Source organism: Amycolatopsis sp. La24, assembly GCF_029087445.1.
Taxonomy (GTDB): Bacteria; Actinomycetota; Actinomycetes; order Mycobacteriales; family Pseudonocardiaceae; genus Amycolatopsis; species Amycolatopsis nivea.
Map to the genome: position 1 here is coordinate 1 of NZ_JARACH010000101.1, position 20,294 is coordinate 20,294.

Sequence of the window (20,294 nt, forward strand, 5' to 3'; positions counted from 1 at the left end):
GTGTTTCGGTGGTTTTAGCGTCAGGGAAACGCCCGGTCCCATTCCGAACCCGGAAGCTAAGCCTGACTGCGCCGATGGTACTGCAACCGAAGGGTTGTGGGAGAGTAGGACACCGCCGAACTTAACCACACAGTCTGGGCCCCGGTCGAGAACCCGAAACAGGGTTTTCCCGGGGCCCAGACTCATGTTCACGGACAAGTACGAGGCCCGGAACCCCACACACGGGGACCCGGGCCTTCGTCATGCCCAAGCTATTTCTTCGGAGTCTTCCGAAGGCTGCTGCTGAATCGCGCCGCGGCGCGCGCAGGACTGGGCTTCAAGACCCCAGGGAGCGTGTGAGGGGAACACATCCCGCGGAAGCGAGCAACTAGTTGGCCCCATTCAGCAGCGCAGGCAGTGGCGGCACGAGGCAACGAGATTCAGCCAGCAAGGCAGACAACGGAGCAACTAGTCCTGGGCGAGCTTCGCCCGCCTTGTGCGCTCACCACGGAGGTGGCGGCTCCCAGCACCGGCGGCGGGGAAGCGATGCGACACGCAGAGAAACGTCCAGCACCGCCGGCAAAGCGGCGCTGCGAGGGAAGGCGTCCGCGCCAGGGAGCAATGGGCGGCACTAGGCGATGAGATCGAGGCAGCAAGACCGGCAACGGTGGGCCGGGCTTCGTCTCCGCAGCCGATCTGACGGCACTGCGGCCCGGTGCCGATAGCCGCTCCGCAGCGGCATGGCCCGGTGTCGGTCACTGCTCGGCAGCGACACAGCCCAGTGCCGCTAACTGCTCCGCGGCAACGCGACTCGGTGCCGCTCACTACTCTGCGGCGACGCGGTTCGGTGCGGCTAACTGTTCTGGGGCGACAAGGCCCGGAGCTGCTCACTACTCCGCGGCAACGCGGCCCGGTCCCGATCAGTGCTCCGCGGCAACGCGACTCGGTGCCGCTAACTGCTCCGCGGCGACACGGCTCGGTCCCGATCACTGCTCCGCGGCAACGCAGCCCGGTCCCGATCACTACCTCGCAGCAACGCAGCCCAGCCCAGCCCCGGTAACCCCTCCCACCCCAGGGCAGCAAAAAGGGTGCCGGAGCAAGAAGCTCCGGCACCCTTCTCTGTCGAACCGTTCAGCCGAACCAGCCCTCAACCTTGCCCAACCCAAGCGGGCCGTGAGGGACTACTTCAGGGCCGAGCCCTTCTGCCAGTCGGTCCAGGACTTGGACCAGTCGCCGTACAGGTCCCACACCGGGAGTTGCGGGCCGCCTGAGTTGGTGACTTCTACGACGTCTCCCAGGCCGAAGTTGTTGAAGAACCACTCCGCGTTGGCGGCGTTCAGGTTGATGCAGCCGTGCGAGACGTTGGAGCTGCCCTGTTGCCCGACGCTGTTCGGGTTCTCGTGGACGAATTCTCCGTCGTTCGAGATGCGTTCGGAGAACTTCTCGTTCGAGCGGTACGCCTTCGGGTCCGGCGGGCACACGCCGTACGTGCAGGAGTCCATCGTGTAGTTCGCCTGCTTGTCCGAGATGACGTGCGGGCCGAGGTGGGTGGGGGTCGCGTCCTTGCCCATCGAGATCGGCATCGACTTCACCATCGAACCGTTGTGGAAGATCTGCATCTGTTCGCTGTTGCCGTCGGCTTTCGCGATCCACGAATCGTGCACCTTGTACGATTCGGTGCGATCGTCCGCTCCGTACACGCCATTTCCGAAATCGACGCCGTAAATCTTCGCGGTCACCGTCAGCGTGGTGCCCGGCTTCCAGTATTCCTTCGGCCGGTAGTGGACGTTCTTGTCGTCCATCCAATACCAGCTGCCGTCCTGCTTCGGCGACGACTCGACCGTGAGCGCCTTCTCCACCGCGGCCTTGTTCTTCACCGGGACGCCGAAGCTGAACACGATCGGCTGGCCCACGCCGACGCCCGAGCTCTTCACCGCGTTCGGGGCCGGGATCAGGTTCGCGTTCGCCTGCTTCTTCGGCGACAGGGTGGTCACCTGGCCCTGCTGTTCGACGGATTTCCCGTCCGCGCCTTGGGCATGCGCCTTCACCTGGTACGTGCCGCCGTAGCCGAGGACCTCGGTGGTCGTCCAGCTGAGCTTGTCCGGAGAGAACTCGCCCGCGACGGCTTTGCCCTTGGCGCTCGTGACCGTGACGTCCGTGAGCTTCCCGTTCGCCGCCTTCACGACGATCGGCGTGCTCGGGCTGATCCCGGACGCGTTGGCCGGTTCGATCGACACCGAAGCCGGTGTCGCGGTCTGGCTCGACCCGCCCGGCGCACCGGGCGTGCCAGCGTTGCTGCCGCCGTCCCCGGAGGAACAGGCGGAAAGCAGCACGGTCGCCGCGAGAATTCCGGCGAGCGGAAAAAATGTCTTCTTCGGGAACATTATGTCTCTTTTGTGAGGGTCCAGGACCGGCAGGTTCAACTGCAAAACTACGCGATCGGAAAGACGCCCCGACCGGCGGATCGGTGCATTAGGGTGACGCGGATCACGTTCGCGAATTCCGCGTCGCGCGGATCAGGGACGCAGCAATCCGGGCGCTCCGTACAAGCCGGGGCCGTCGACGGTCAGTTCCTTCAGGTGGTCCCGCGCGGCGTGATAGGCCTGCGACGCCAGGTCGTCGGTGCGCGAGAAGTCCAGCGGGCTCACCTGGACCGGCGCCGGGCCCGGCAGGTAGACCACCGGCACCGTCCGGGCGGCGACCGGCGCTTCCAGCACGGCCTGGTTGCGCATGCTGATCATCGCGGTGAACATCATCACCTCGGCGAACGTCCGGGGCGCGCCGGGCATTTTGCCGGGGAACGCGCAGTCCAGGACGACCAGCGACTTCGCGCCCATGCGCAACGCCTGCCGCATCGGGACGTTGGCGACCAGGCCGCCGTCGTAGAGGAGACGGTCCTCGTACGGCACCGGCGGGTAGATGCCGGGGATCGCGCAGCTCGCCAGGAGCGGTGCTTGCAGCGGACCGGAGGTGAGCAGGACCGGTTCGGCGGTGTCGACGTCGGTGGTGACGACGCCCAGCGGCATCGCCAGATCCTCGAACCGGCGGCCGGCGCCGAGGTGGTCGTCGATGATCCTGGCGAGGCCGGTGTTCGGGAACAGGTGGGTTTTGCTGTGCCGGAGCGTCCGGACCTGGCTGAGCACGCCGCCGGGGAAAGCCTCGGCCTTCGTCATGTGCGCCCAGATGTCGCGGAGCCGCCGGAGCCGGTCGTCGCCGGCCAACGCGAGCACCGCGGCGTTCAGCGAGCCGACGGACGTGCCGACCGCCAGATCCGGCGTGATGCCCGCTTCGTCGAGGGCTTGCAGCATGCCCACCTGCAGCGCGCCGAGGCTGCCGCCCCCGCCGAGGACGAACGCGACCGGCTTCGGGAGGTCAAGTGCCTGCATACGGTCGAATCTAATCAGCCGGACGGCTCCCGGGCGGGTGACTTCGAGTGACCTCGGTCAATTGCCGGTGCGGGCGGGCTCTTCCGGCTGCTCGTCCGGCGAAGCGGCGGAACCGGTGATGCCCAGTGCCTTGCGTTTCTTCATGCGCAGCAAGAAGAACACCAGCACCCCGATCACCAGCGCGGCCACCACGAGGAACCCGGTGTTCATCGCGCTCTCGACCTGCTTCGCCGCCTCGCCCAGCGCCGCGCCGAGGCTGATGTGCACGAGCGACCAGCAGAACGCGCCGGCGGCGGTCGCCGGGAGGAACTTGCGGAACGGCAGGTTCGACGCTCCCGCAGCGGCCGGTGTCAGGGTGCGCAGCACCGGCAGGAACCGCGCGAAGAACACCGCCCACGCGCCCCGGCGTTCGAGGACGCCGGTGGCCTTGTCCCAGGCGTCCAGCCCGTATTTGCGGATGAGCTTCGTCTCCCGCAGCCGTGGCCCGAACTTCCGGCCGAGGGCGTACCCGATCGAATCGCCCAGCGCCGCGCAGACGGTGACGACCGCCCACAGCGTCAGGAAGCGGGGCACGGACGTCGCCGTGGTCGCCGCGATCAGCAGGCCCGATTCGCCCGGGGCGATGAAGCCGAGGCCGATCGTGCACTCGGCCAGCACGAGCCCGCCTGCCGCCGCGACGAGACCCGGTTGGGGGAGTGCTTGCAACCAGTCGAGGATGTCCGTTACTAAAGCCACACCATCACTTTACTGATTCTTGGGAATAGCGTGCCACGTTCAGGGGACGCGGAGACGAATAAGGGGCCCCGGTGCGTAACCGGGGCCCCTTCGTCGGTACGGGTTCAGCGGGACAGCAGGCTGCTGGCTTCCTGCGCAGCGGGTCCTTCGGCGGTCAGGTGGGCGAGGTTCTCCGGGAGCGCCTCGCCGCGGTGTGCCTTGGTCTGGGCGTAGAGCCGTCCGGCGCGGTAGGACGAGCGGACCAGGGGACCGGCCATGACGCCGGGGAAGCCGATCGCCTCGGCGGTCTTGGCGTGCTCGACGAATTCTTCCGGCTTGACCCAGCGGTCGACCGGGTGGTGCCGTGGGGAAGGCCGCAGGTACTGGGTGATCGTGATGATCTCGCAGCCCGCGTCGAACAGCTCCTGCAACGCGACGCTGACCTCCTCGGGGGTTTCGCCCATGCCGAGGATCAGGTTCGACTTCGTCACCAACCCGGCTGCGCGGGCCTGGGTGATGACGTCCAGGGAGCGCGCGTAGCGGAAACCGGGACGGATCCGCTTGAAGATCCGCGGCACCGTCTCCACGTTGTGCGCCAAAACCTCCGGACGCGACCCGAACACCTCGGCCAACTGGTCGGGCTCGGCGTTGAAGTCCGGGATCAGCAGCTCGACACCGGTGCCGGGGTTCAGCGCGTGGATCTGCCGGACGGTCTCCGCGTACAGCCATGCACCGCCGTCCTCGAGATCGTCGCGAGCCACGCCGGTGATGGTCGAGTACCGCAAGCCCATGGCCTGCACCGACTCCGCGACCTTCCGCGGCTCCGTGCGATCCAGCGCAGCAGGCTTCCCGGTGTCGATCTGGCAGAAATCGCAGCGCCGGGTGCACTGGTCCCCGCCGATCAGGAACGTGGCCTCCCGGTCTTCCCAGCATTCGTAGATGTTGGGACAACCGGCCTCTTCGCAGACGGTATGGAGACCTTCGCGGCGCACGAGCCCCTTGAGTTCGGTGAACTCCGGACCCATCCGCACCCGCGTCTTGATCCACGACGGCTTCTTCTCGATCGGCGTCTCGCTGTTGCGCACCTCAAGCCGCAACAACTTCCGCCCCTCCGGTGCAGCAGTCACGATCCCCACCCTACGCCGAGGTTTTCCTGTGAACGGGACCCAATCCAGCCCGTGGACGACCGGAAACGCACAGGGTTCTCCCAGAAGCTCTGCGGATTCGCCCGGACCGGCCGAGCACGCTCGCCGGCATGACAGCGATCGAAGTACGCGGGCTCACGAAACGGTACGGGCCCGACACCGTGGTGGACGACCTGTCGTTCAGCGTCGAGCCCGGGCAGGTCACCGGGTTCCTCGGGCCGAACGGGGCGGGCAAGTCCACGACGCTGAAGATGATCACCGGCCTCGCCGCCCCGACGCGCGGGTCGGTGACGATCGGCGGACGGCGCTACCGGGAGCTCTCAGTGCCGCTCACGGAGGTCGGCGCGCTGCTCGACGCAGGTGCCGTGCACGGGGCCCGCAAGGCGCGCGACCACCTTCTCGCGCTCGCGGCGAGCAACCGGCTGCCGCGGAGCCGGGTCGACGACGTGCTCGCGCGTACTGGTCTGGAGAGCGTGGCCGGGCGGAGGGCAGGCGGGTTTTCGCTCGGGATGCGGCAGCGGCTCGGCATCGCGGCCGCGCTGCTCGGCGACCCCCGAGTGCTGATTTTCGACGAACCGGTGAACGGCCTCGACCCCGAGGGCATCCGCTGGATCCGGGACTTCATGCGCTCGCTCGCCCGCGACGGCCGCGCGGTGCTGGTGTCCAGCCATCTCATGAGCGAGATGGCGCAGACCGCCGACCGGCTGATCGTCATCGGCAGGGGCAAGCTGCTCGCCGACACCGCCACCGCCGAACTGGCCGGTCAGGCGGGTTCGGTGCTCGTCCGCGCCGCCGATCCGGACGGGTTCGCCCGCCATCTGCTCGCCGCCGGAGCCGCCGTGCGGGACAGCGCTGGAGACGCGCTGGTCGTCTCCGGCCTGACCAGCGACGAGATCGGAAAACTGGCCGCGTACCACGGGGTCGCGCTCGGGGAGCTCACGCCGCAGCGGGTTTCGCTCGAGGACGCGTTCCTCGCGCTCACCGAGGACAGCATCGAGTACCAGGGGGTTGCCGCGTGATCGTCTCCGGCACGCTCAGGTCGGAGTGGATCAAGCTCCGCAGCCTGCGTTCCACCTGGTACACCGTGGCCAGCCTGTTCGCCGCCGGGCTCGGCATCACCGCGCTCGCGACCGCTTCGGCGGGCGCCGAGTACGCCAAGGCGACGGCCGCGGAACGCGCGGCCTGGGATCCGACGGCTCTCAGCTTGAAGTCCTTCATCGTCGCGCAGCTGATCATCGGGGTGCTGGGTGTCCTGGTCGTCACGTCGGAATACGCGACCGGGCTGATTCAGACATCGCTCACGGCGACGCCGCGGCGGTCCCGGCTGCTGGCGGCGAAGGTGGTGCTCGCCGCCGCGGTCGCCGTCGTGGCCGGGCAGGTGCTGATGTTCGCTGCTTTCCTGATCGGACAAGGGTTTCTCGCCGGGCAGCAGTTGCCGCACGTGAGTCTCGGCGAGCCTGGCGTGCTCGGTGCCGTGGTGGGCGGTGGGCTGTACCTCGCCGCGATCGCGTTGCTCGCGGTCGGTCTCGGCACGCTGATCCGGGCGACCGCGGGTGCGCTGGCCGCGCTGGTCGGGATCGTGCTGCTGGTGCCTGCCGTCGCCGACCTTTTCCCGTCCTGGATGCAGTGGCTGTTCACGTTCTGGCCGTCCAAGGGCGCGGCGGCGATTTTCTCCGGCAAGGTCGATCCGGCGTACCCGGATCCGTGGCTCAACCTCGCCGGCCTGTACGTCGGCGTGGCCGTGGTGCTGGCCGTCGCGTTCGCGGCGTTCCGCAGGCGGGACGTGTGACCGTGGTCTCCGTACGCTGGCGTTCATGGCAGGGATGACGCCCGCTCGGCTGCTGGTGGTCGACGACGAGGCCACCGTGCGGCAGTTGTTGTCGGCGGCGTTGCGGTTCGCCGGTTTCGAGGTGAGGTCCGCGGCGACGGCGGGCGAGGCAGTCACCTCCGCTGCGGAAGAGCCGCCTGACCTGGTGCTGCTCGACGTGATGCTGCCGGACGCGGACGGTTTCGAGGTCGCCCGGCGTTTGCGCGAACGGCACCGGCCCGGCCGCGGCGGACCGGTGCCGGTGCTCTTCCTCACCGCCCGCGACCGGCAGGCGGACAAGGTCGCCGGCCTGTCACTGGGCGCCGACGACTACGTCACCAAACCGTTCGACCTGGAGGAGCTCATCGCGCGGATCCACGCGATCCTCCGGCGCACGCAAGGACACCAGGCGGTGGTGACGGTGGGCGAGCTGGTGCTCGACGCGGAAGGCCACCAGGTGATGCGGGCCGGGCAGCCGGTCCGCGTCTCCGCCACCGAGTTCCGGCTGTTGCGGTATCTGATGGAGAACGCCGGGCGCGTGGTGTCGAAGGCGCAGATCCTCGACCGGGTGTGGCAGTACGACTTCGGCGGCGACGCCAGCATCGTCGACACCTACATCTCCTACCTGCGACGCAAGGTCGACACCGGCGAGCCCAAGCTGATCCACACCGTGCACGGCGTCGGTTACGTGATGCGGGAACCGCGGCGGTGAGGCATCCACTGCGCCGGATGTCGTTGCGCACCCGGCTTCTGCTCATCACGGCGGGTCTCTTGCTGGCCGGGCTGACGCTGATAAGCGCCGTCGTTTCGGATCGTCTGGAGCGCTACCAGCTCGACCGGATCGACACGCAGTTGCGCGGTTTCACCGAGCTGATCGCGCGCGTGCCGTCCGGCGTGCTGCCCGCGGGTGACCCCCGGACGTCCGCGCTGGACCCGGCGCTGGACCTGATCGGCGCCCCGTACGTGGTCTATCTGGGCGCGAACGGCGCGGTGACCGGCGGCATCCATTCTTCACGGCTGGCGGCGGAAACCCTGCCCTCGCCCGAGGAACTGCGATCGGTCCCGATGCACGGCCCGCCTGCCGACCTGCGGGCCGCGAACGGTTCGGAGCGCTGGCGCGCGGTCGCGGCACCGGCGCCGGGCGGGACGGTGATCGCGGCGGCTCCGCTCGCCGAGGCGGACGCCTTGATCTCCCGGTTGCGGACCAGCAGCGTGGTCACCGGGTCCGTGCTGCTCGTGCTGCTGACCGGGGCGGGCTGGTTCGCGCTGCGCGGCGGGCTGCGTCCGTTGCGCCGGATCGAGCACACCGCGGCGGCGATCGCGGGCGGCGACCTCAGCCGCAGGGTGCCCGGGATCGCCGCGCCGGGAACGGAAATCGGCCGCTTGGCGGGGTCGCTCAACACCATGCTCGGACAGCTGGAGCGAGCCTTCGCCGACCGGACCGCTTCCGAGGCGCGGATGCGGACCTTCGTCGCGGACGTGAGCCACGAACTGCGCACGCCGCTTTTCGGGATCAAGGGCACCGCCGAGCTGTACCGGATGGGCGCGCTCCCGGAACAGTCCGATGTGGACGAAGCCATGCACCGGATCGACCGGGAAGCGGTCCGGCTGGCCGCGCTCACCGAGGACCTGCTTTTGCTTGCCCAGCTTGACGAAGCTCCGGAAGCGCAGCTCGACCGAGCGCCGATGGACTTGCGCACCCTGGCTGGCGACGCCCGGCACGCGTTGCGCGCGCTCGACCCGTCACGGCCGATCGAGCTGACCGGACCTGGCGGCGAGGGCGGGCCTGGACCGGCTCCGGTGAACGCCGACGAGGCGCGGCTGCGGCAGGTGGTCACGAACCTCGTCGGCAACGCTGTCGCGCACACTCCGCCAGGCACCGCGGTCCGCATCGGGGTCGGGACTGTGGGCGGTCGGGCGGTGCTGGAGGTTGCCGACGAAGGCCCGGGAATGACTGCGGCGCAAGCAGAACGCGTCTTCGACCGGTTCTATCGCGCGGACCGTTCGCGAGCGAGGACACCGGGTGCGGACGCGGGTCTGGGGCTGGCGATCGCCCGGTCGCTGACGCGGGCGCACGATGGCGAGATCGAGCTGGAGACCGCGGTCGGCGAGGGGGCGTGTTTCCGGATCGTGTTGCCGCTGCTGGAGTTCAGCGCGGATCGGGAGTGACGCCGGTCAGCTCGGCAGTCAGTTCCCACAGCCTGGTCCCGGCTTCCGGATTCCGGGCCGGAGCAAGGGTGCGCACCTTCGTCGGACGGCCGCGGACGGCGAAAACCGGTCCGATGTAGTCGCCGCTTTCGACGTCGGGGGCCGTCGCGGCGTACAGCTGCGGCAGTGCGCCGCGCTCGACGCGTTGGGCCAGCAGCATTCCGCCGAGCTTGCCGATTTCCCGGAGTGCGGTGCGCAGCACGGGATTCCGGTACGAGCTCGCCATGTTCGTGGTCAGGCCGGTCGCGCTGTAGCCGGGATGCGCGAGCACGCTGCGCACGGTGGAATCCGCCGCGCGGAGGCGTCGGTCCAGTTCGATGCCGAAGGTTTGGTTCGACAGCTTCGCCTGGCCGTACGCAGCGGCAGCGCGGTACGGGCGGCGTTCGGCGTTCGGGTCGTCCAGGTGCAGGTGCGCGCCGAGGGCGGCGACGCTGGACAGCGTGACGACGCGGCCAGCTGGTGCGCCGCGCAGGGCGGGCATCAGCAGCCACGTCAGCGCGGCGTGCCCGAGGTGGTTCGTGCCGAATTGGAGTTCGAAACCGTCCGCGGTGCGGCCTTGTGCGGTGGCCATGACCCCGGCGTTGTTCATCAGCACGTCCAGTGCGTCGCCGGTGAGTTCGCGCACGGCCGCGGCGGCTTTCCGGACGGACGCCAGGTCGGCGAGGTCCAGGCGCACGAGTTCGGGTTTGGCTCCGGAAGCCGCGCCGCGAACTCGCTCGAGTGCGGTTTCGCCGCGTTCCGGCGAGCGGCAGCCGAGCAGCACGCGGGCGCCGTGCGCGGCGAGGACTTCCGCCGAACGCAGGCCGAGGCCGGAATTCGCTCCGGTGATCAGGACGGTCCGGCCGCTCTGGTCGGGGATCCGGGCCTCGGTCCAGCGTTCGTTCATCGGGCCAGCTAACTACACGTCACGCACTCGGCGCGAGCAGGCGCATCAGATGCCCGACCGGGCCGCGCCTGCGGACCGGGCCGGTGTCGCCGGCGCGGATCAGCGCGTCGAGCGTCCGCCCGACCTTGACGATCTCTTCGGCGGGCTCGTCCGGTTCGGCGAGGCCGGCGGTGAGCGCCAGCATGTACAGTTCGGTGCGGTGCAGCGGTTCCAGCGCGGGGCAGCGCTCCAGCGCGCCGTCCAGTGCCGCACGAAGGTCTTCGTGGTCGTGCTGCGCCTGCCGCCACGCGCGGGTGACGGCGTCGACCTGGTCGCCGGGAAGATCTGCCTCGTCGGGATCGGCGAACTCGGCGCGCAGGTAGCCGCTGAGCAACTGCGTCCACTTGTACTGCAGTGCCAGCAACAGGTTCTCTTCGGTGCCGAACTCGTCGGCGGCACCCGGGATTTCGGCCAGCGACAGCGGTGCCTGCGGCGCGCGCCTCGCCTGGCGGACAGCGGCATCGAGGATCTCTCGCCGCCGGTAGAAGTCGGTCCAGCTCATGGTGTGGCTCCCCTTCCGTGACCCGGGTCATACTGCCGGTCTGCGGCATACTTCCGGTACGGACCTGACGCAGCCAACATACCACGGGTATGGTCCGTCGGGTCCCGGCGTAAGGTTGTGAGCGTGCCGACAATGAGGTCCCGACGACTCGACTACTCCGAGTCGACCCGATCCGCCCTGGTCGACAGCGCGGTCGAACTGTTCACGAAACGCGGATACGCGGGCACCTCGCTCGACGAGGTGGCCAAGCGCGCCCGCGTCACGAAAGGCGCGCTGTACCACCATTTCAGCGGGAAGCAGGCGCTCTTCGAGGCCGCCTTCGAGCAGGTCGAAAGCCTGGTCTACGACCGGCTGCAGAAGATCATGACTGGCGACGGCGAGCCGTGGGATCGCGCGATGGGCGGGCTGCAGGCGTTCATCCGCAGCTGCCTCGACCCCTCGTACCAGCGGATCGCCATCCACGAGGGGCCGGTCGTGATGGGCTGGGAACGCTGGCGCGAGGCCGAGGAACAGTCGAGCTTCGGGCTCGTGCGGTCCGGGCTCCAGCTGCTCGTCGACGCGGGCGAGGTGGAGCCGGTGCCGGTCGACCTCACCGCGCGGCTGCTGTTCGGCGCGCTGTCGAGCGCGGCCACCGAGATCGCGGGCGCGGCCGACCCGAAGAAGGTCGGAGCCGAGATCGAGGACGTCATCACGCGGATGCTGTCGAGGCTGCGCCGCCCCGCGGGTCACGAAGAACGGCCCGCCGCGGGCTGACCGATCCGCCATTAGGCTGGCGGACATGGACTTGAGGATCTTCACCGAACCCCAGCAGGGGGCGAGCTACGACGACCTGCTGCGGGTCGCGCGGACCACCGAAGCCGCGGGCTACGACGCCTTCTTCCGCAGCGACCACTACCTCAAGATGGGCAGCGCGGACGGCCTTCCCGGGCCGACCGACGCGTGGATCACCCTCGCCGGCCTCGCCCGCGAGACCGAGCGCGTCCGGCTCGGCACGCTCGTCACCGCGGCCACCTTCCGTCACCCCGGCCCGCTCGCGATCTCGGTCGCGCAGGTGGACCAGATGTCCGGCGGGCGCGTGGAATTCGGCCTCGGCACCGGCTGGTACGACGACGAGCACACCGCCTACGGCCTCACCCTGCCGCCGCTCAAGGAGCGCTTCGACCGCTACGCCGAGCAGCTCGCGGTGATCACCGGCCTGTGGAAGACCCCGGTCGGCGAGACCTTCTCCTACTCCGGCGACTACTACACGCTCGCCGACTCGCCCGCGCTGCCGAAGCCCGCGCAGTCGCCCGCGCCGCCGGTGATCATCGGCGGGGGCGGCAAGAAGCGCACCCCGGCGCTGGCCGCGCAGTACGCCGACGAGTTCAACCTGCCGTTCGTGGACGCCGAAACCGCGCTCGCGCAGTTCCAGCGGGTGGACGCGGCGGCGGAGGCGATCGGCCGCGACCCCAAGGAGATCCTGCGTTCGGTCGCGCTCGTGCTCGCGGCGGGCCGGGACGAAGCCGAGGTCGCGCGCCGCGCGTCCGCGATCGGCCGGGAGACGGACGAACTGCGGGCCAACGGGCTGGCCGGGACCGCGGCGGAGATCGTCGACCGGATCGGGCAGTGGCGCGAGAAGACCGGGATCACCCGGCTGTACCTGCAGGTGCTCGACCTTTCCGACCTCGACCACATCGAGTTCGTGGCCTCCGAGGTCGCACCGCAGCTGGACTGACGCGAAAAGGGGCCTCCCCCGGGAGGCCCCTTTGTCGTGGAGAAGGTCAGTTCTGCAGGGCGAAGGTGACGCCGGGGGCCTTCGGAGCCTCCGGGCGCGGCAGCCAGCGGTCGTCGCTCACCGGCAGTTCGCCTTCGAGCGCGGCCAGCACCAGCTCCTTCGCCACCGGCAGCACCTCGGCGACCGGGACGTCGCGCTGCAGTTCCCAGGACAGCGACGTGGTGCCCGCGTCGCGGATGCCGCACGGCACGATGTTGTCGAACGCGGCCAGGTCGGCGTTGCAGTTCAGCTCGAAGCCGTGCATGGTCACGCCGCGCTGGACGCGGATGCCGATCGCGGCGATCTTGCGTTCGATGCCGCGTTCGTCGGCCGGGATCCACACGCCGCTGCGGCCCTCGACGCGGCCGGTGCGCACGCCGAACCGGTCGCATACCGCGATCAGCGCTTCTTCCAGCCTGCGCACGTAGTGCATGACGTCGATCGGATCGGCGAGCTTCAGGATCGGGTAGCCGACCAGCTGGCCGGGGCCGTGCCAGGTGATCTTGCCGCCGCGGTCGACGTCGATCACCGGGGTGCCGTCGGCGGGCCGGTCCTCGGGTTCGGTGCGCTTGCCCGCGGTGTAGACCGACGGGTGCTCCAGCAGCAGCATGGTGTCCGGCCCGGTTTCGTCCGCCCGCGCGGCGAGGATCTCCCGCTGCAGGTCCCAGGCCTCGGTGTAGTCGATCGTCCCGATCTCGCGCACGACGAGGGGCTCGGTGGCGATGCGGCAGCTTGCGCTCGAAGAACTCACCCGTCGAGGCTACGCCTTTCGCGCACCGGAAAGGGGACCAGCCGGAGTGCGGTCGCTGACACCAGTCCGACGCCGAGCACCGCGAGCACGGCCCCGATCGTGTCGGTGACCCAGTGCACGCCGAGCACGATCCGGCAGGCCGCGGCCAGCACGGTCGCGGCGGCGGACAGCCAGATCGCCCACCGCACGGCCCGCGGCCGGAGCCAGGCGCACAGCAGGACCACGACCAGGCTGGTCGTCGCCACCGAGACGACGTGGCCGCTGGGATAGCTCAGATCCGGGTACACCCGCGGGCGCTGCCGCTGGAACACCGGCTTGAACGCCAGGCTGGTCAGCCGGCACAGCACCAGCACTACGGCGAGCCGCACGCACAGCGAGAGCTGCGACCGGTCCCGCAGCACGACCGCCAGCAGCACCACGCCGAGCACGTACGGCAGCACCGGGCCGAGGACGTTCGTCACCACGCCCGCGATCTGACCGGCCGGGTGAGTGTCCTGCCCGCGCAAGGCCGTGGCGACCTCGACGTCGAGCTGCAGCGGCTGCCGGTCTACCAGGAAGCCGAGCCAGAGGAACGCGGCGAACAGCACCACTCCAGTGACGATCCACCGGACGCGCGGCATCGTCACGTCGCCGCGGCGAGCGCGCTGTCGACGGTGCGGTGCCGGAATTCGTACCCGCTCGCCTCGAGCTTCCGCGGCACTGCGCGCTGCCCGAACAGCGCCATCTCTTCGGCGGCCTGGCCGAGGGCGATCTTCATCGCGATTTCCGGCACCCACCACGGCGCGGGCCGGTGCACCGCGTGGCCGAGGGCCTTGGTGAACTCAGCGTTGGAGACGGGAATCGGGCCGGTGAGATTGACCGGGCCGGACAGCGTCTCGTGCTCCAGGATGTGCACGAGGGCACCGATTTCGTCGTCCAGCGCGATCCACGGCATGAACTGGCGGCCGTCGCCGAGCCGTCCGCCGAGTGCGAAACGGAATAGCGGGCGCAGCACGTCGAGCAGGCCGCCGCTGCGGGCCAGCACGAGACCCGTGCGGACCGAGACCACGCGGGCGCCGGCCGCCGCGGCGGTCGCGTCCTCCCACTCGACGCACATCTCGGCGAGAAAACCGTTGCCCGGCTTGGTGTCCTCATCGACCACAGTGGACCCGGTGTTGCCGTAGTAGCCGACGGCGGAGGCGTTCACCAGCACCCCGATGCCGTGCTCCGCCACCGCTTCGGCGAGCACTTCGGTCGGCTCCACCCGGCTGTCGAGCAGCTGCTGTTTGCGCATTCCGCTCCAGCGGCCGGGCAGCAGCGGGGCACCGCACAGGTTCACCACCGCGTCGATGCCGTCGAACGCGCCGTCGTCGATCCGTCCCGACGGCGGGTCCCAGCCGCGCTCGTCTTCCGCCCGCGCGGTCCGCCGCACCAGCCGGCGCACCTCGTGCCCGGATTCGCGCAGCCGTCCGGTCAATGCGGTGCCGATAAGGCCGCCGGAGCCCGCGATGAGTACCCGCATGTCTCTGATCGTGTCCTATCGGCCCGGTTCGCGCACACCCGGGCGGAGCTGACCGGCGACGTCGGCGGCGGCGGTCAGCAGCACCAGCGCGGGGATCGCGGCGGTCGGCTTGAGCCGGTAGCTGCCGCGGCGGTCCTGCTCGACGAGCCCGGCCGCGGTGAGCGCCTTGAGATGGTGGTAGAGCCGCCCCGGCGAGCTGAGTTCCGCGGCTTCCTGCAGCGCGGCCCCGGTTTGCGCGCCGTCGCGGGCGAGCAGCCGGACGAGCGCGATTCGGTCGGTGTTCGCCAGCGCGGCGAGCACCTCGGCGCGCGGCCCGTCCGGCAGCGACAGGACCGCCGGGGTCGTGAGCCGGATTTCCCAGCGCAGCTCGGGATCGGTCAATTCACCCTGATAGCCCACGATCCCCGGCGGACCGTCCTGGACGGGTTCGGCGGGCCGCCCCTCCAATGCGGCCATCCGGCGTTCGAGCGCCGCGACACGCTCGGCGAGGTCTTCGGTCATGCCGGTCAGTGTCCCAGCGCACGCTCCAAAGCCGCGAAGGTGTCCGGGCGGAACAGCGCGCCGACGCACAACTGCTGCAGCACTCCGCCGTACTGGAGATCCTCCGGCGTGGAGTTCTTGATGAAGACCGTGCAGGTGCCGGGACGGCGGTCCGGCCACAGCAGATCGAACCCGAGCACGAGGAAGCCGGGAAGGTTTCCGCCCTTGTACAGCACGGCTTTCGTGCCCGACGGCTCGTGTCCCGCGAACTGTTCGCCGAGGACTCGCTGCGCGAGAACGGCCGCGCGATCGCGGTTCGTGGCGATCTCGTGGTGCAGCCGGAACAACTGCTCGGCGCTGCCCTGTCCGGTCGAGGCGGACCACGCCATGATCGCTTCGACGGAGGGCGGCTTTTCGGCGACCCGGGGGAGCACCTGGGCACGGAACGACGGATCGCATGCGAACCGGTTCGACAGCGCGTCTCCCGCCGCGCGGCGGAGCGCGACCGGGCTGCCCGGCGGCGGGCAGTACTCGGGGAAAAACAGCAGCAACGTTTCGCCGCCGAACATCCGCACGTCCGGCATCCGCCAGCCGCCGCGGGCTGCCGCCGCACGCAAAGCCCGGTCGCCCAGCCGGGCGCGCAGGTAGTCCGCTGCGGCATTGTCGCTGCAGAGGATCATCGTTTCCGCGATGCTCCGCAGCGGCACGCGCTGGTCCGGATTCTTCGCGACGCCGTACTCGTCGCACGGGATTCCCAGGTAGGTCAGCGCGGTGTGGTGGTTGCCCTTGCCGACCTCGCCGTCGCCGATATACGGATGCCGGGCGTCCCAGTCGCCGACGCGCACCTGCTCGTCCGGTTCGAGCCGTCCTTCGGCGACTGCCGTGGCGTAGGCGAGCAGATGGACCACCTTGATCGCGGACGCGACGACGAGCGACCGGTCCGCGAGATGGCTGAACCGGCGGCCGGCGCCGTCGGAGAAGACCGCTGACACGTCGTCGCGGTGGGCCGCGAGCTGGGCGAGCCAGCCTTCGGGAGTGGATTGGTCCGGGGGATCGGCCAGCGCGAGCGAGGGCAGGACGAACGTGGCGGCCCCCGCTGCTGCGACCGACGTGAGCAAGCTTCGTCGAGTGAGCATGCCGAGCAGCCTACTCCGGTATTCCGGAATTCCGGATTAGCCGAAAGTAGGAGAAACGGCGAAGGCCCCCGCACTCGGGCGAGTGCGGGGGCCTTCGGCCGAAGAACTACCGGATCAGAGACCCAGCTCGTCCTCGAAGTTGCCCTCTTCCAGCCGCTGCTTGATCGTGGTCAGGAAGCGGCCGGCGTCCGCGCCGTCGACCAGGCGGTGGTCGTAGGTCAGCGGCAGGTACGCCATCGAGCGGACCGCGATGGTGTCGTTGCCCTCGGCGTCGCTCACCACGACCGGGCGCTTCACCACGGCGCCGGTGCCGAGCATGCCGGACTGCGGCTGCACGATGATCGGCGTGTCGAACAGGGCCCCGTTGGAGCCGATGTTCGTGACGGTGAAGGTGCCGCCGATCAGCTCGTCCGGCTTGATCTTGTTGGCCCGGGCCCGCGCCGCCAGGTCGGCGATGCGGTGCGCGAGACCGGCGAGGCTCAGCTCGCCCGCGTCGTGGATCACGACCGAGAGCAGGCCGCGCTCGGTGTCCACCGCGATGCCCAGGTGCACGGCGCCGTGGTAGGTGATCTCCTTCGTGTCCTCGTTGTAGGACGCGTTGACGTTCGGGTGCTGCTTGAGCGCCTCGACGGTCGCCTTGGCGAAGAACGGCAGGAACGTGAGGTTGACGCCCTCGCGCTCCTTGAACGCCGCCTTCGCGCGCTGGCGCAGCTTGGCGATCTTGGTGACGTCCACCTCGTGCACCTGCGTGAGCTGCGCGGAAACCTGCAGCGACTCGCGGGTCTTGGTGGCGGTGATCTGCCGGATCCGGCTCGCCTTCTGCACGGTGCCGCGCAGGGCGGCGACCTCCGGCGACACCGCGGCGGCGCGCGGCGCGGACGGAGCCGCGGCGGCCGGGGCGGCTGCCGGAGCGGAAGCAGCCGGGGCCGGAGCCGCCTTCTGCTTCGCCTCGGCCGCGGCGAGCACGTCCTGCTTGCGGATGCGGCCGCCGACTCCGCTGCCGGTCAGCGACGCGAGGTCGATGCCGTGCTCGGAGGCGAGCTTGCGCACCAGCGGCGTGACGTACGGGCCGTCCGCGGATTCCGCCGGGGCCTGGGCGGCCGGAGCGGGCTTGCTCTCCTGCGCCGGAGCCGGGGCCGGAGCGGCAGGCGCCGGAGCCGGAGCCGCCGGGGCCGGGGCGGGCTTGCTTTCCTGGACCGGGGCCGGAGCGGGCTCGGGTTCCGGAGCGGGAGCGGGCTTGCTCTCCTGCGCGGGCGCGGCGGCCGGGGCGGCGCTCGCGTCGCCGATGACCGCGAGCACTCCGCCGACCTCGACGGTCTCGTCCTCGCCCGCGCGGATCTCCAGCACGGTGCCGGCGACCGGCGACGGGACCTCGGTGTCGACCTTGTCGGTGGAGATCTCGAGCAGCGGCTCGTCGACCTCGACCGACTCGCCGACCTGCTTCAGCCAGCGGGTGACGGTGCCCTCGGTGACGCTCTCGCCCAGTTCGGGCAGCTTCACCTCGGTGCCCGAACCGCCCGCGGCCGGAGCGGTGTCCGGCTGCGACGGCGCGGACTCGGCCGGGGCGGATTCGGCCTGGGCAGGGGCTTCCTGCTGCTGCGGCGCGGGCTCCGGTTCCGGCTCGGCCTGCTGGGCCGGGGCGGAGGACTCGGGCACGCCGCCGGTGCCGTCGTCGATCACCGCCAGCTCGCCGCCGACCTCGACGGTGTCGTCTTCCTTGGCGCTGATCTTCACGACCGTGCCTGCCACCGGCGACGGTACTTCGGTGTCGACCTTGTCGGTCGAGATCTCGAGCAACGGCTCGTCGACCTCGACGGTGTCGCCCTCCTGCTTCAACCACCGGGTGACGGTTCCCTCGGTGACGCTCTCGCCGAGCTCCGGCAGCGTGACGGAGTAGGCCATTGTTCGCTGGCTCCCTTGATCGCTAAGACGTGGTCTGGATTGTGCTGGTTGCGCGTCAGCTGTGCACGTGCAGCGGCTTGCCCGCGAGGGCGAGGAACGCTTCGCCGAGTGCCTCGGTCTGCGTGGGGTGCGCGTGGATCAGCGGGGCGACGTCCTCCGGGAACGCCTCCCAGCTGTAGATCAGCTGCGCTTCGCCGATCAGCTCGCCGACCCGGTCGCCCACCATGTGCACGCCGACGACGGGGCCGTCCGGGGCCTTCACCAGCTTCACGCCGCCGGAGGTCTTGAGGATCTGGCTCTTGCCGTTGCCGCCGAGGTCGTAGGTGAACGTGGTGACGTCCGAACCGTACTTCTCCTTGGCCTGGGCCTCGGTGAGCCCGACGGACGCGACCTCGGGGTGCGAGTAGGTGACGCGCGGGATGCCGCGCTCGTCGATGGCGCGCGGGTTCAGCCCGGCGATCTCCTCGGCCACGAAGATGCCCTGCTGGAAGCCGCGGTGCGCGAGCTGGAGGCCCGGCACGATGTCGCCGACCGCGTAGACGTTCGGCAGGTTGGTGCGCAGCCGGTCGTCGGTGAGCACGAAGCCGCGGTCGATCTGGACGCCCGCCTCCTCGTAGCCGTGCCCGGCCGAGTTCGGGCCGCGGCCGACGGCGACCAGCAGCAGGTCGGCCTCCAGCGTTTCGCCGGACTCCAGCGACACGCTGACGCCGTTGTCGTCCTGCTTCGCGCCGGTGAACCGGACGCCGGTCTTGAAGACGATCTTGCGGCGCCGGAACGCGCGCTCGAGCTGCTTGGAGGCGTACTCGTCCTCGTTCGGGACCAGCCGCGGGAGCGCCTCGACCACGGTGACGTCGACCCCGAAGGAGGCCCACACGCTGGCGAACTCCACGCCGATCACGCCGCCGCCGAGCACGACGACCTTCTTCGGCACGTAGTCCAGCGTCAGCGCCTGCTCGCTCGCGATGATGCGGCCGCCGAGCTCCAGGCCGGGCAGGGTGCGCGAGTACGAACCGGTGGCGAGGATGACGTTCTTGCCGGTGTAGCGCGTGCCGTCGACCTCGACGGTGGTGCCGCCGACGAACCGGCCGGTGCCCTCGACGAGGTTCACCTTGTGCGCCTTGGCCAGGCCCTGGAGGCCCTTGTACAGCCGGGAGACGATCCCGTCCTTGTACTTGTTCACCCCCGCGATGTCGATGCCCTCGAACACGGCCTTGACGCCGAAGGTCTCGGCGTCGCGGGCCTCGTCGGCGACCTCGGCGGCGTGCAGCAGGGCCTTGGTCGGGATGCAGCCCCGGTGGAGGCAGGTCCCGCCCAGCTTGTCCTTCTCGATCAGCGTGACGGAAAGGCCCAGCTCGGCCGCGCGGAAGGCCGCGGCGTAGCCGCCCGATCCGCCTCCCAGGATCACGAGGTCGGCGGAGGTGTCGCTCACTTCAATAACTCCTCGGCAGCGATAGGGGTGGAGCTTCGGTCGCCGCGGCACCCGGTATAACCGCGCGCGCGACAACAGCCATCTTGTCACTACGCCGATCGGCGTTGCGACCTAGCCGGGCCAAGGCGGTGCTGCGACACCGGCCACACACGAACCCGGGAATAATGAAGTCCGGACTCTCGCCGGAAGAAAGGTGGTCGAAGTGGGGATCTTCGACTCGTTGCGCCGCCGCGGCAGACGCGGCGCGGGCACGGGAGCGGGCCGCTCCGGGGGCTCGAGCGATACCCGTTACCTGGAGGAATGGGCTGCTGCGCGTCGTGGGGTGGAGGCGTATGTCGAGCCGCCGACCACGGTGACTGACACCACTGTGGTGCTTGTCGCCCATGACGGGGAATGGACCCGCCGGCGTATTGGGAGCTTCGACGCGGCGCAGCGGTTCGGGCATAAGCACACGATTCCTGTGTACGAGGCTGCGCGGGTTGGTTATCCGAAGCGGATGCGGGAGTACACGGAGAGGCAGAAGCGGCGGCCTGGTGGTTGAGGTTGGGCTGTTGTCGGTGACTTCTCGTCGCCTGGCGGCGACATCGGGCGTTGGTTGCGTGGGGCACCCCGAAGTTTGATTGTGCTGACGGTTCGGGGGTGCTTGTCAAGGCGGGAAAGATGCCTTGACAAGCAC

Annotated in this window: 20 protein-coding genes and 1 rRNA gene; 8 read left to right on the forward strand and 13 right to left on the reverse strand. The window is 69.9% G+C overall.

The genetic code is table 11. The annotated features are described in order from the left end of the window. The first annotated feature begins 4 nt into the window (after positions 1-4). Positions 5-121: ribosomal RNA gene (gene rrf / locus PUT80_RS44435) — 5S ribosomal RNA — on the forward strand. A gap of 1,039 nt (positions 122-1,160) precedes the next feature. Here the strand turns inward: rrf and PUT80_RS44440 are convergent. The 4 genes from PUT80_RS44440 to lipA all read right to left on the reverse strand — a co-directional run bounded on the left by PUT80_RS44440 (position 1,161) and on the right by lipA (position 5,206). Then, positions 1,161-2,363, reverse strand: coding sequence for an Ig-like domain-containing protein (locus PUT80_RS44440; RefSeq protein ID WP_275295738.1), 1,203 nt, complete (start codon positions 2,361-2,363; stop codon positions 1,161-1,163). Positions 2,364-2,495: 132 nt separating this feature from the next. Then, a complete protein-coding gene (locus tag PUT80_RS44445) occupies positions 2,496-3,365 on the reverse strand; it encodes a patatin-like phospholipase family protein (protein WP_134665687.1) in 870 nt (289 codons plus the stop codon). Between the two features lie 57 nt (positions 3,366-3,422). Next, positions 3,423-4,100 (reverse strand): DedA family protein, encoded by a 678-nt coding sequence (locus tag PUT80_RS44450; protein ID WP_043839989.1) that lies wholly within the window; start codon positions 4,098-4,100, stop codon positions 3,423-3,425. 104 nt (positions 4,101-4,204) lie between these two features. Then, positions 4,205-5,206: a lipoyl synthase gene (gene lipA, locus PUT80_RS44455; protein ID WP_275295739.1), complete on the reverse strand. Its 1,002-nt coding sequence runs from the start codon at positions 5,204-5,206 to the stop codon at positions 4,205-4,207. A gap of 128 nt (positions 5,207-5,334) precedes the next feature. On the opposite strand from lipA, the gene PUT80_RS44460 reads away from it, so the two are divergent. From PUT80_RS44460 to PUT80_RS44475, 4 genes are read left to right on the forward strand one after another with little or no spacing between them, the layout of a single operon-like run. Next, the gene (locus tag PUT80_RS44460) at positions 5,335-6,243 is read left to right on the forward strand and encodes an ATP-binding cassette domain-containing protein (RefSeq protein WP_275295740.1); all 909 of its coding nucleotides are present in this window, start codon (positions 5,335-5,337) and stop codon (positions 6,241-6,243) included. Beyond that, on the forward strand, positions 6,240-7,013 hold the full coding sequence (locus PUT80_RS44465; protein WP_275295741.1) for an ABC transporter permease: 774 nt from the start codon (positions 6,240-6,242) through the stop codon (positions 7,011-7,013). The genes PUT80_RS44460 and PUT80_RS44465 overlap by 4 nt, the downstream gene beginning before the upstream one ends. Before the next feature lie 34 nt (positions 7,014-7,047). After that, entirely contained in the window at positions 7,048-7,743 is a 696-nt protein-coding gene (locus PUT80_RS44470; RefSeq protein ID WP_275295747.1) for a response regulator transcription factor, read from the forward strand. 17 nt (positions 7,744-7,760) lie between these two features. Next, on the forward strand, positions 7,761-9,200 hold the full coding sequence (locus PUT80_RS44475; RefSeq protein ID WP_275295742.1) for a HAMP domain-containing sensor histidine kinase: 1,440 nt from the start codon (positions 7,761-7,763) through the stop codon (positions 9,198-9,200). On the opposite strand, the gene PUT80_RS44480 is transcribed toward PUT80_RS44475, so the two are convergent. Together PUT80_RS44480 and PUT80_RS44485 are read right to left on the reverse strand one after the other, a co-directional pair. After that, a complete protein-coding gene (locus PUT80_RS44480) occupies positions 9,181-10,125 on the reverse strand; it encodes an oxidoreductase (protein WP_275295743.1) in 945 nt (314 codons plus the stop codon). The genes PUT80_RS44475 and PUT80_RS44480 overlap by 20 nt on opposite strands. Before the next feature lie 19 nt (positions 10,126-10,144). Next, a complete protein-coding gene (locus tag PUT80_RS44485) occupies positions 10,145-10,666 on the reverse strand; it encodes a hypothetical protein (RefSeq protein WP_275295744.1) in 522 nt (173 codons plus the stop codon). 132 nt (positions 10,667-10,798) lie between these two features. On the opposite strand from PUT80_RS44485, the gene PUT80_RS44490 reads away from it, so the two are divergent. Both PUT80_RS44490 and PUT80_RS44495 read left to right on the forward strand, forming a co-directional pair. Further along, positions 10,799-11,419: a TetR/AcrR family transcriptional regulator gene (locus PUT80_RS44490; protein WP_275295745.1), complete on the forward strand. Its 621-nt coding sequence runs from the start codon at positions 10,799-10,801 to the stop codon at positions 11,417-11,419. Between the two features lie 25 nt (positions 11,420-11,444). Further along, positions 11,445-12,380: an LLM class F420-dependent oxidoreductase gene (locus tag PUT80_RS44495; protein WP_037809502.1), complete on the forward strand. Its 936-nt coding sequence runs from the start codon at positions 11,445-11,447 to the stop codon at positions 12,378-12,380. A gap of 46 nt (positions 12,381-12,426) precedes the next feature. On the opposite strand, the gene lipB is transcribed toward PUT80_RS44495, so the two are convergent. The 7 genes from lipB to lpdA form a co-directional block, all read right to left on the reverse strand. Further along, a complete protein-coding gene (gene lipB / locus PUT80_RS44500; RefSeq protein WP_037809504.1) occupies positions 12,427-13,170 on the reverse strand; it encodes a lipoyl(octanoyl) transferase LipB in 744 nt (247 codons plus the stop codon). Next, positions 13,167-13,796, reverse strand: a complete 630-nt coding sequence (locus tag PUT80_RS44505) for a phosphatase PAP2 family protein (protein ID WP_037809506.1) — start codon at positions 13,794-13,796, stop codon at positions 13,167-13,169. The genes lipB and PUT80_RS44505 overlap by 4 nt, the downstream gene beginning before the upstream one ends. Then, positions 13,793-14,671: a TIGR01777 family oxidoreductase gene (locus PUT80_RS44510; protein WP_037809508.1), complete on the reverse strand. Its 879-nt coding sequence runs from the start codon at positions 14,669-14,671 to the stop codon at positions 13,793-13,795. Before PUT80_RS44510 ends, PUT80_RS44505 begins: the two co-directional genes overlap by 4 nt. Before the next feature lie 15 nt (positions 14,672-14,686). Further along, on the reverse strand, positions 14,687-15,172 hold the full coding sequence (locus PUT80_RS44515; RefSeq protein WP_037809509.1) for a helix-turn-helix domain-containing protein: 486 nt from the start codon (positions 15,170-15,172) through the stop codon (positions 14,687-14,689). A gap of 5 nt (positions 15,173-15,177) precedes the next feature. Beyond that, a complete protein-coding gene (locus tag PUT80_RS44520) occupies positions 15,178-16,287 on the reverse strand; it encodes a serine hydrolase (protein WP_037809510.1) in 1,110 nt (369 codons plus the stop codon). A gap of 114 nt (positions 16,288-16,401) precedes the next feature. Continuing rightward, positions 16,402-18,189 (reverse strand): 2-oxoglutarate dehydrogenase, E2 component, dihydrolipoamide succinyltransferase, encoded by a 1,788-nt coding sequence (sucB, locus tag PUT80_RS44525; protein WP_134734449.1) that lies wholly within the window; start codon positions 18,187-18,189, stop codon positions 16,402-16,404. A gap of 55 nt (positions 18,190-18,244) precedes the next feature. Next, the gene (gene lpdA, locus PUT80_RS44530; protein ID WP_275295746.1) at positions 18,245-19,618 is read right to left on the reverse strand and encodes a dihydrolipoyl dehydrogenase; all 1,374 of its coding nucleotides are present in this window, start codon (positions 19,616-19,618) and stop codon (positions 18,245-18,247) included. A gap of 193 nt (positions 19,619-19,811) precedes the next feature. Between lpdA and PUT80_RS44535 the strand changes: the two genes are divergently transcribed. After that, the gene (locus tag PUT80_RS44535; protein WP_043827645.1) at positions 19,812-20,159 is read left to right on the forward strand and encodes a hypothetical protein; all 348 of its coding nucleotides are present in this window, start codon (positions 19,812-19,814) and stop codon (positions 20,157-20,159) included. Positions 20,160-20,294 lie beyond the last annotated feature (135 nt).

What these genes read in the sequence shown, in the direction of transcription:
- PUT80_RS44490 (WP_275295745.1), top strand. Translation starts at nt 10,799, where the DNA reads ATGAGGTCCCGACGACTCGACTACTCCGAGTCGACCCGATCCGCCCTG.
- PUT80_RS44460 (WP_275295740.1), top strand. Translation starts at nt 5,335, where the DNA reads ATGACAGCGATCGAAGTACGCGGGCTCACGAAACGGTACGGGCCCGAC.
- PUT80_RS44475 (WP_275295742.1), top strand. Translation starts at nt 7,761, where the DNA reads ATGTCGTTGCGCACCCGGCTTCTGCTCATCACGGCGGGTCTCTTGCTG.
- PUT80_RS44470 (WP_275295747.1), top strand. Translation starts at nt 7,048, where the DNA reads ATGACGCCCGCTCGGCTGCTGGTGGTCGACGACGAGGCCACCGTGCGG.
- PUT80_RS44515 (WP_037809509.1), bottom strand. Translation starts at nt 15,172, where the DNA reads ATGACCGAAGACCTCGCCGAGCGTGTCGCGGCGCTCGAACGCCGGATG.
- PUT80_RS44480 (WP_275295743.1), bottom strand. Translation starts at nt 10,125, where the DNA reads ATGAACGAACGCTGGACCGAGGCCCGGATCCCCGACCAGAGCGGCCGG.
- sucB (WP_134734449.1), bottom strand. Translation starts at nt 18,189, where the DNA reads ATGGCCTACTCCGTCACGCTGCCGGAGCTCGGCGAGAGCGTCACCGAG.
- PUT80_RS44520 (WP_037809510.1), bottom strand. Translation starts at nt 16,287, where the DNA reads ATGCTCACTCGACGAAGCTTGCTCACGTCGGTCGCAGCAGCGGGGGCC.
- PUT80_RS44440 (WP_275295738.1), bottom strand. Translation starts at nt 2,363, where the DNA reads ATGTTCCCGAAGAAGACATTTTTTCCGCTCGCCGGAATTCTCGCGGCG.
- PUT80_RS44445 (WP_134665687.1), bottom strand. Translation starts at nt 3,365, where the DNA reads ATGCAGGCACTTGACCTCCCGAAGCCGGTCGCGTTCGTCCTCGGCGGG.
- PUT80_RS44495 (WP_037809502.1), top strand. Translation starts at nt 11,445, where the DNA reads ATGGACTTGAGGATCTTCACCGAACCCCAGCAGGGGGCGAGCTACGAC.
- PUT80_RS44510 (WP_037809508.1), bottom strand. Translation starts at nt 14,671, where the DNA reads ATGCGGGTACTCATCGCGGGCTCCGGCGGCCTTATCGGCACCGCATTG.
- PUT80_RS44485 (WP_275295744.1), bottom strand. Translation starts at nt 10,666, where the DNA reads ATGAGCTGGACCGACTTCTACCGGCGGCGAGAGATCCTCGATGCCGCT.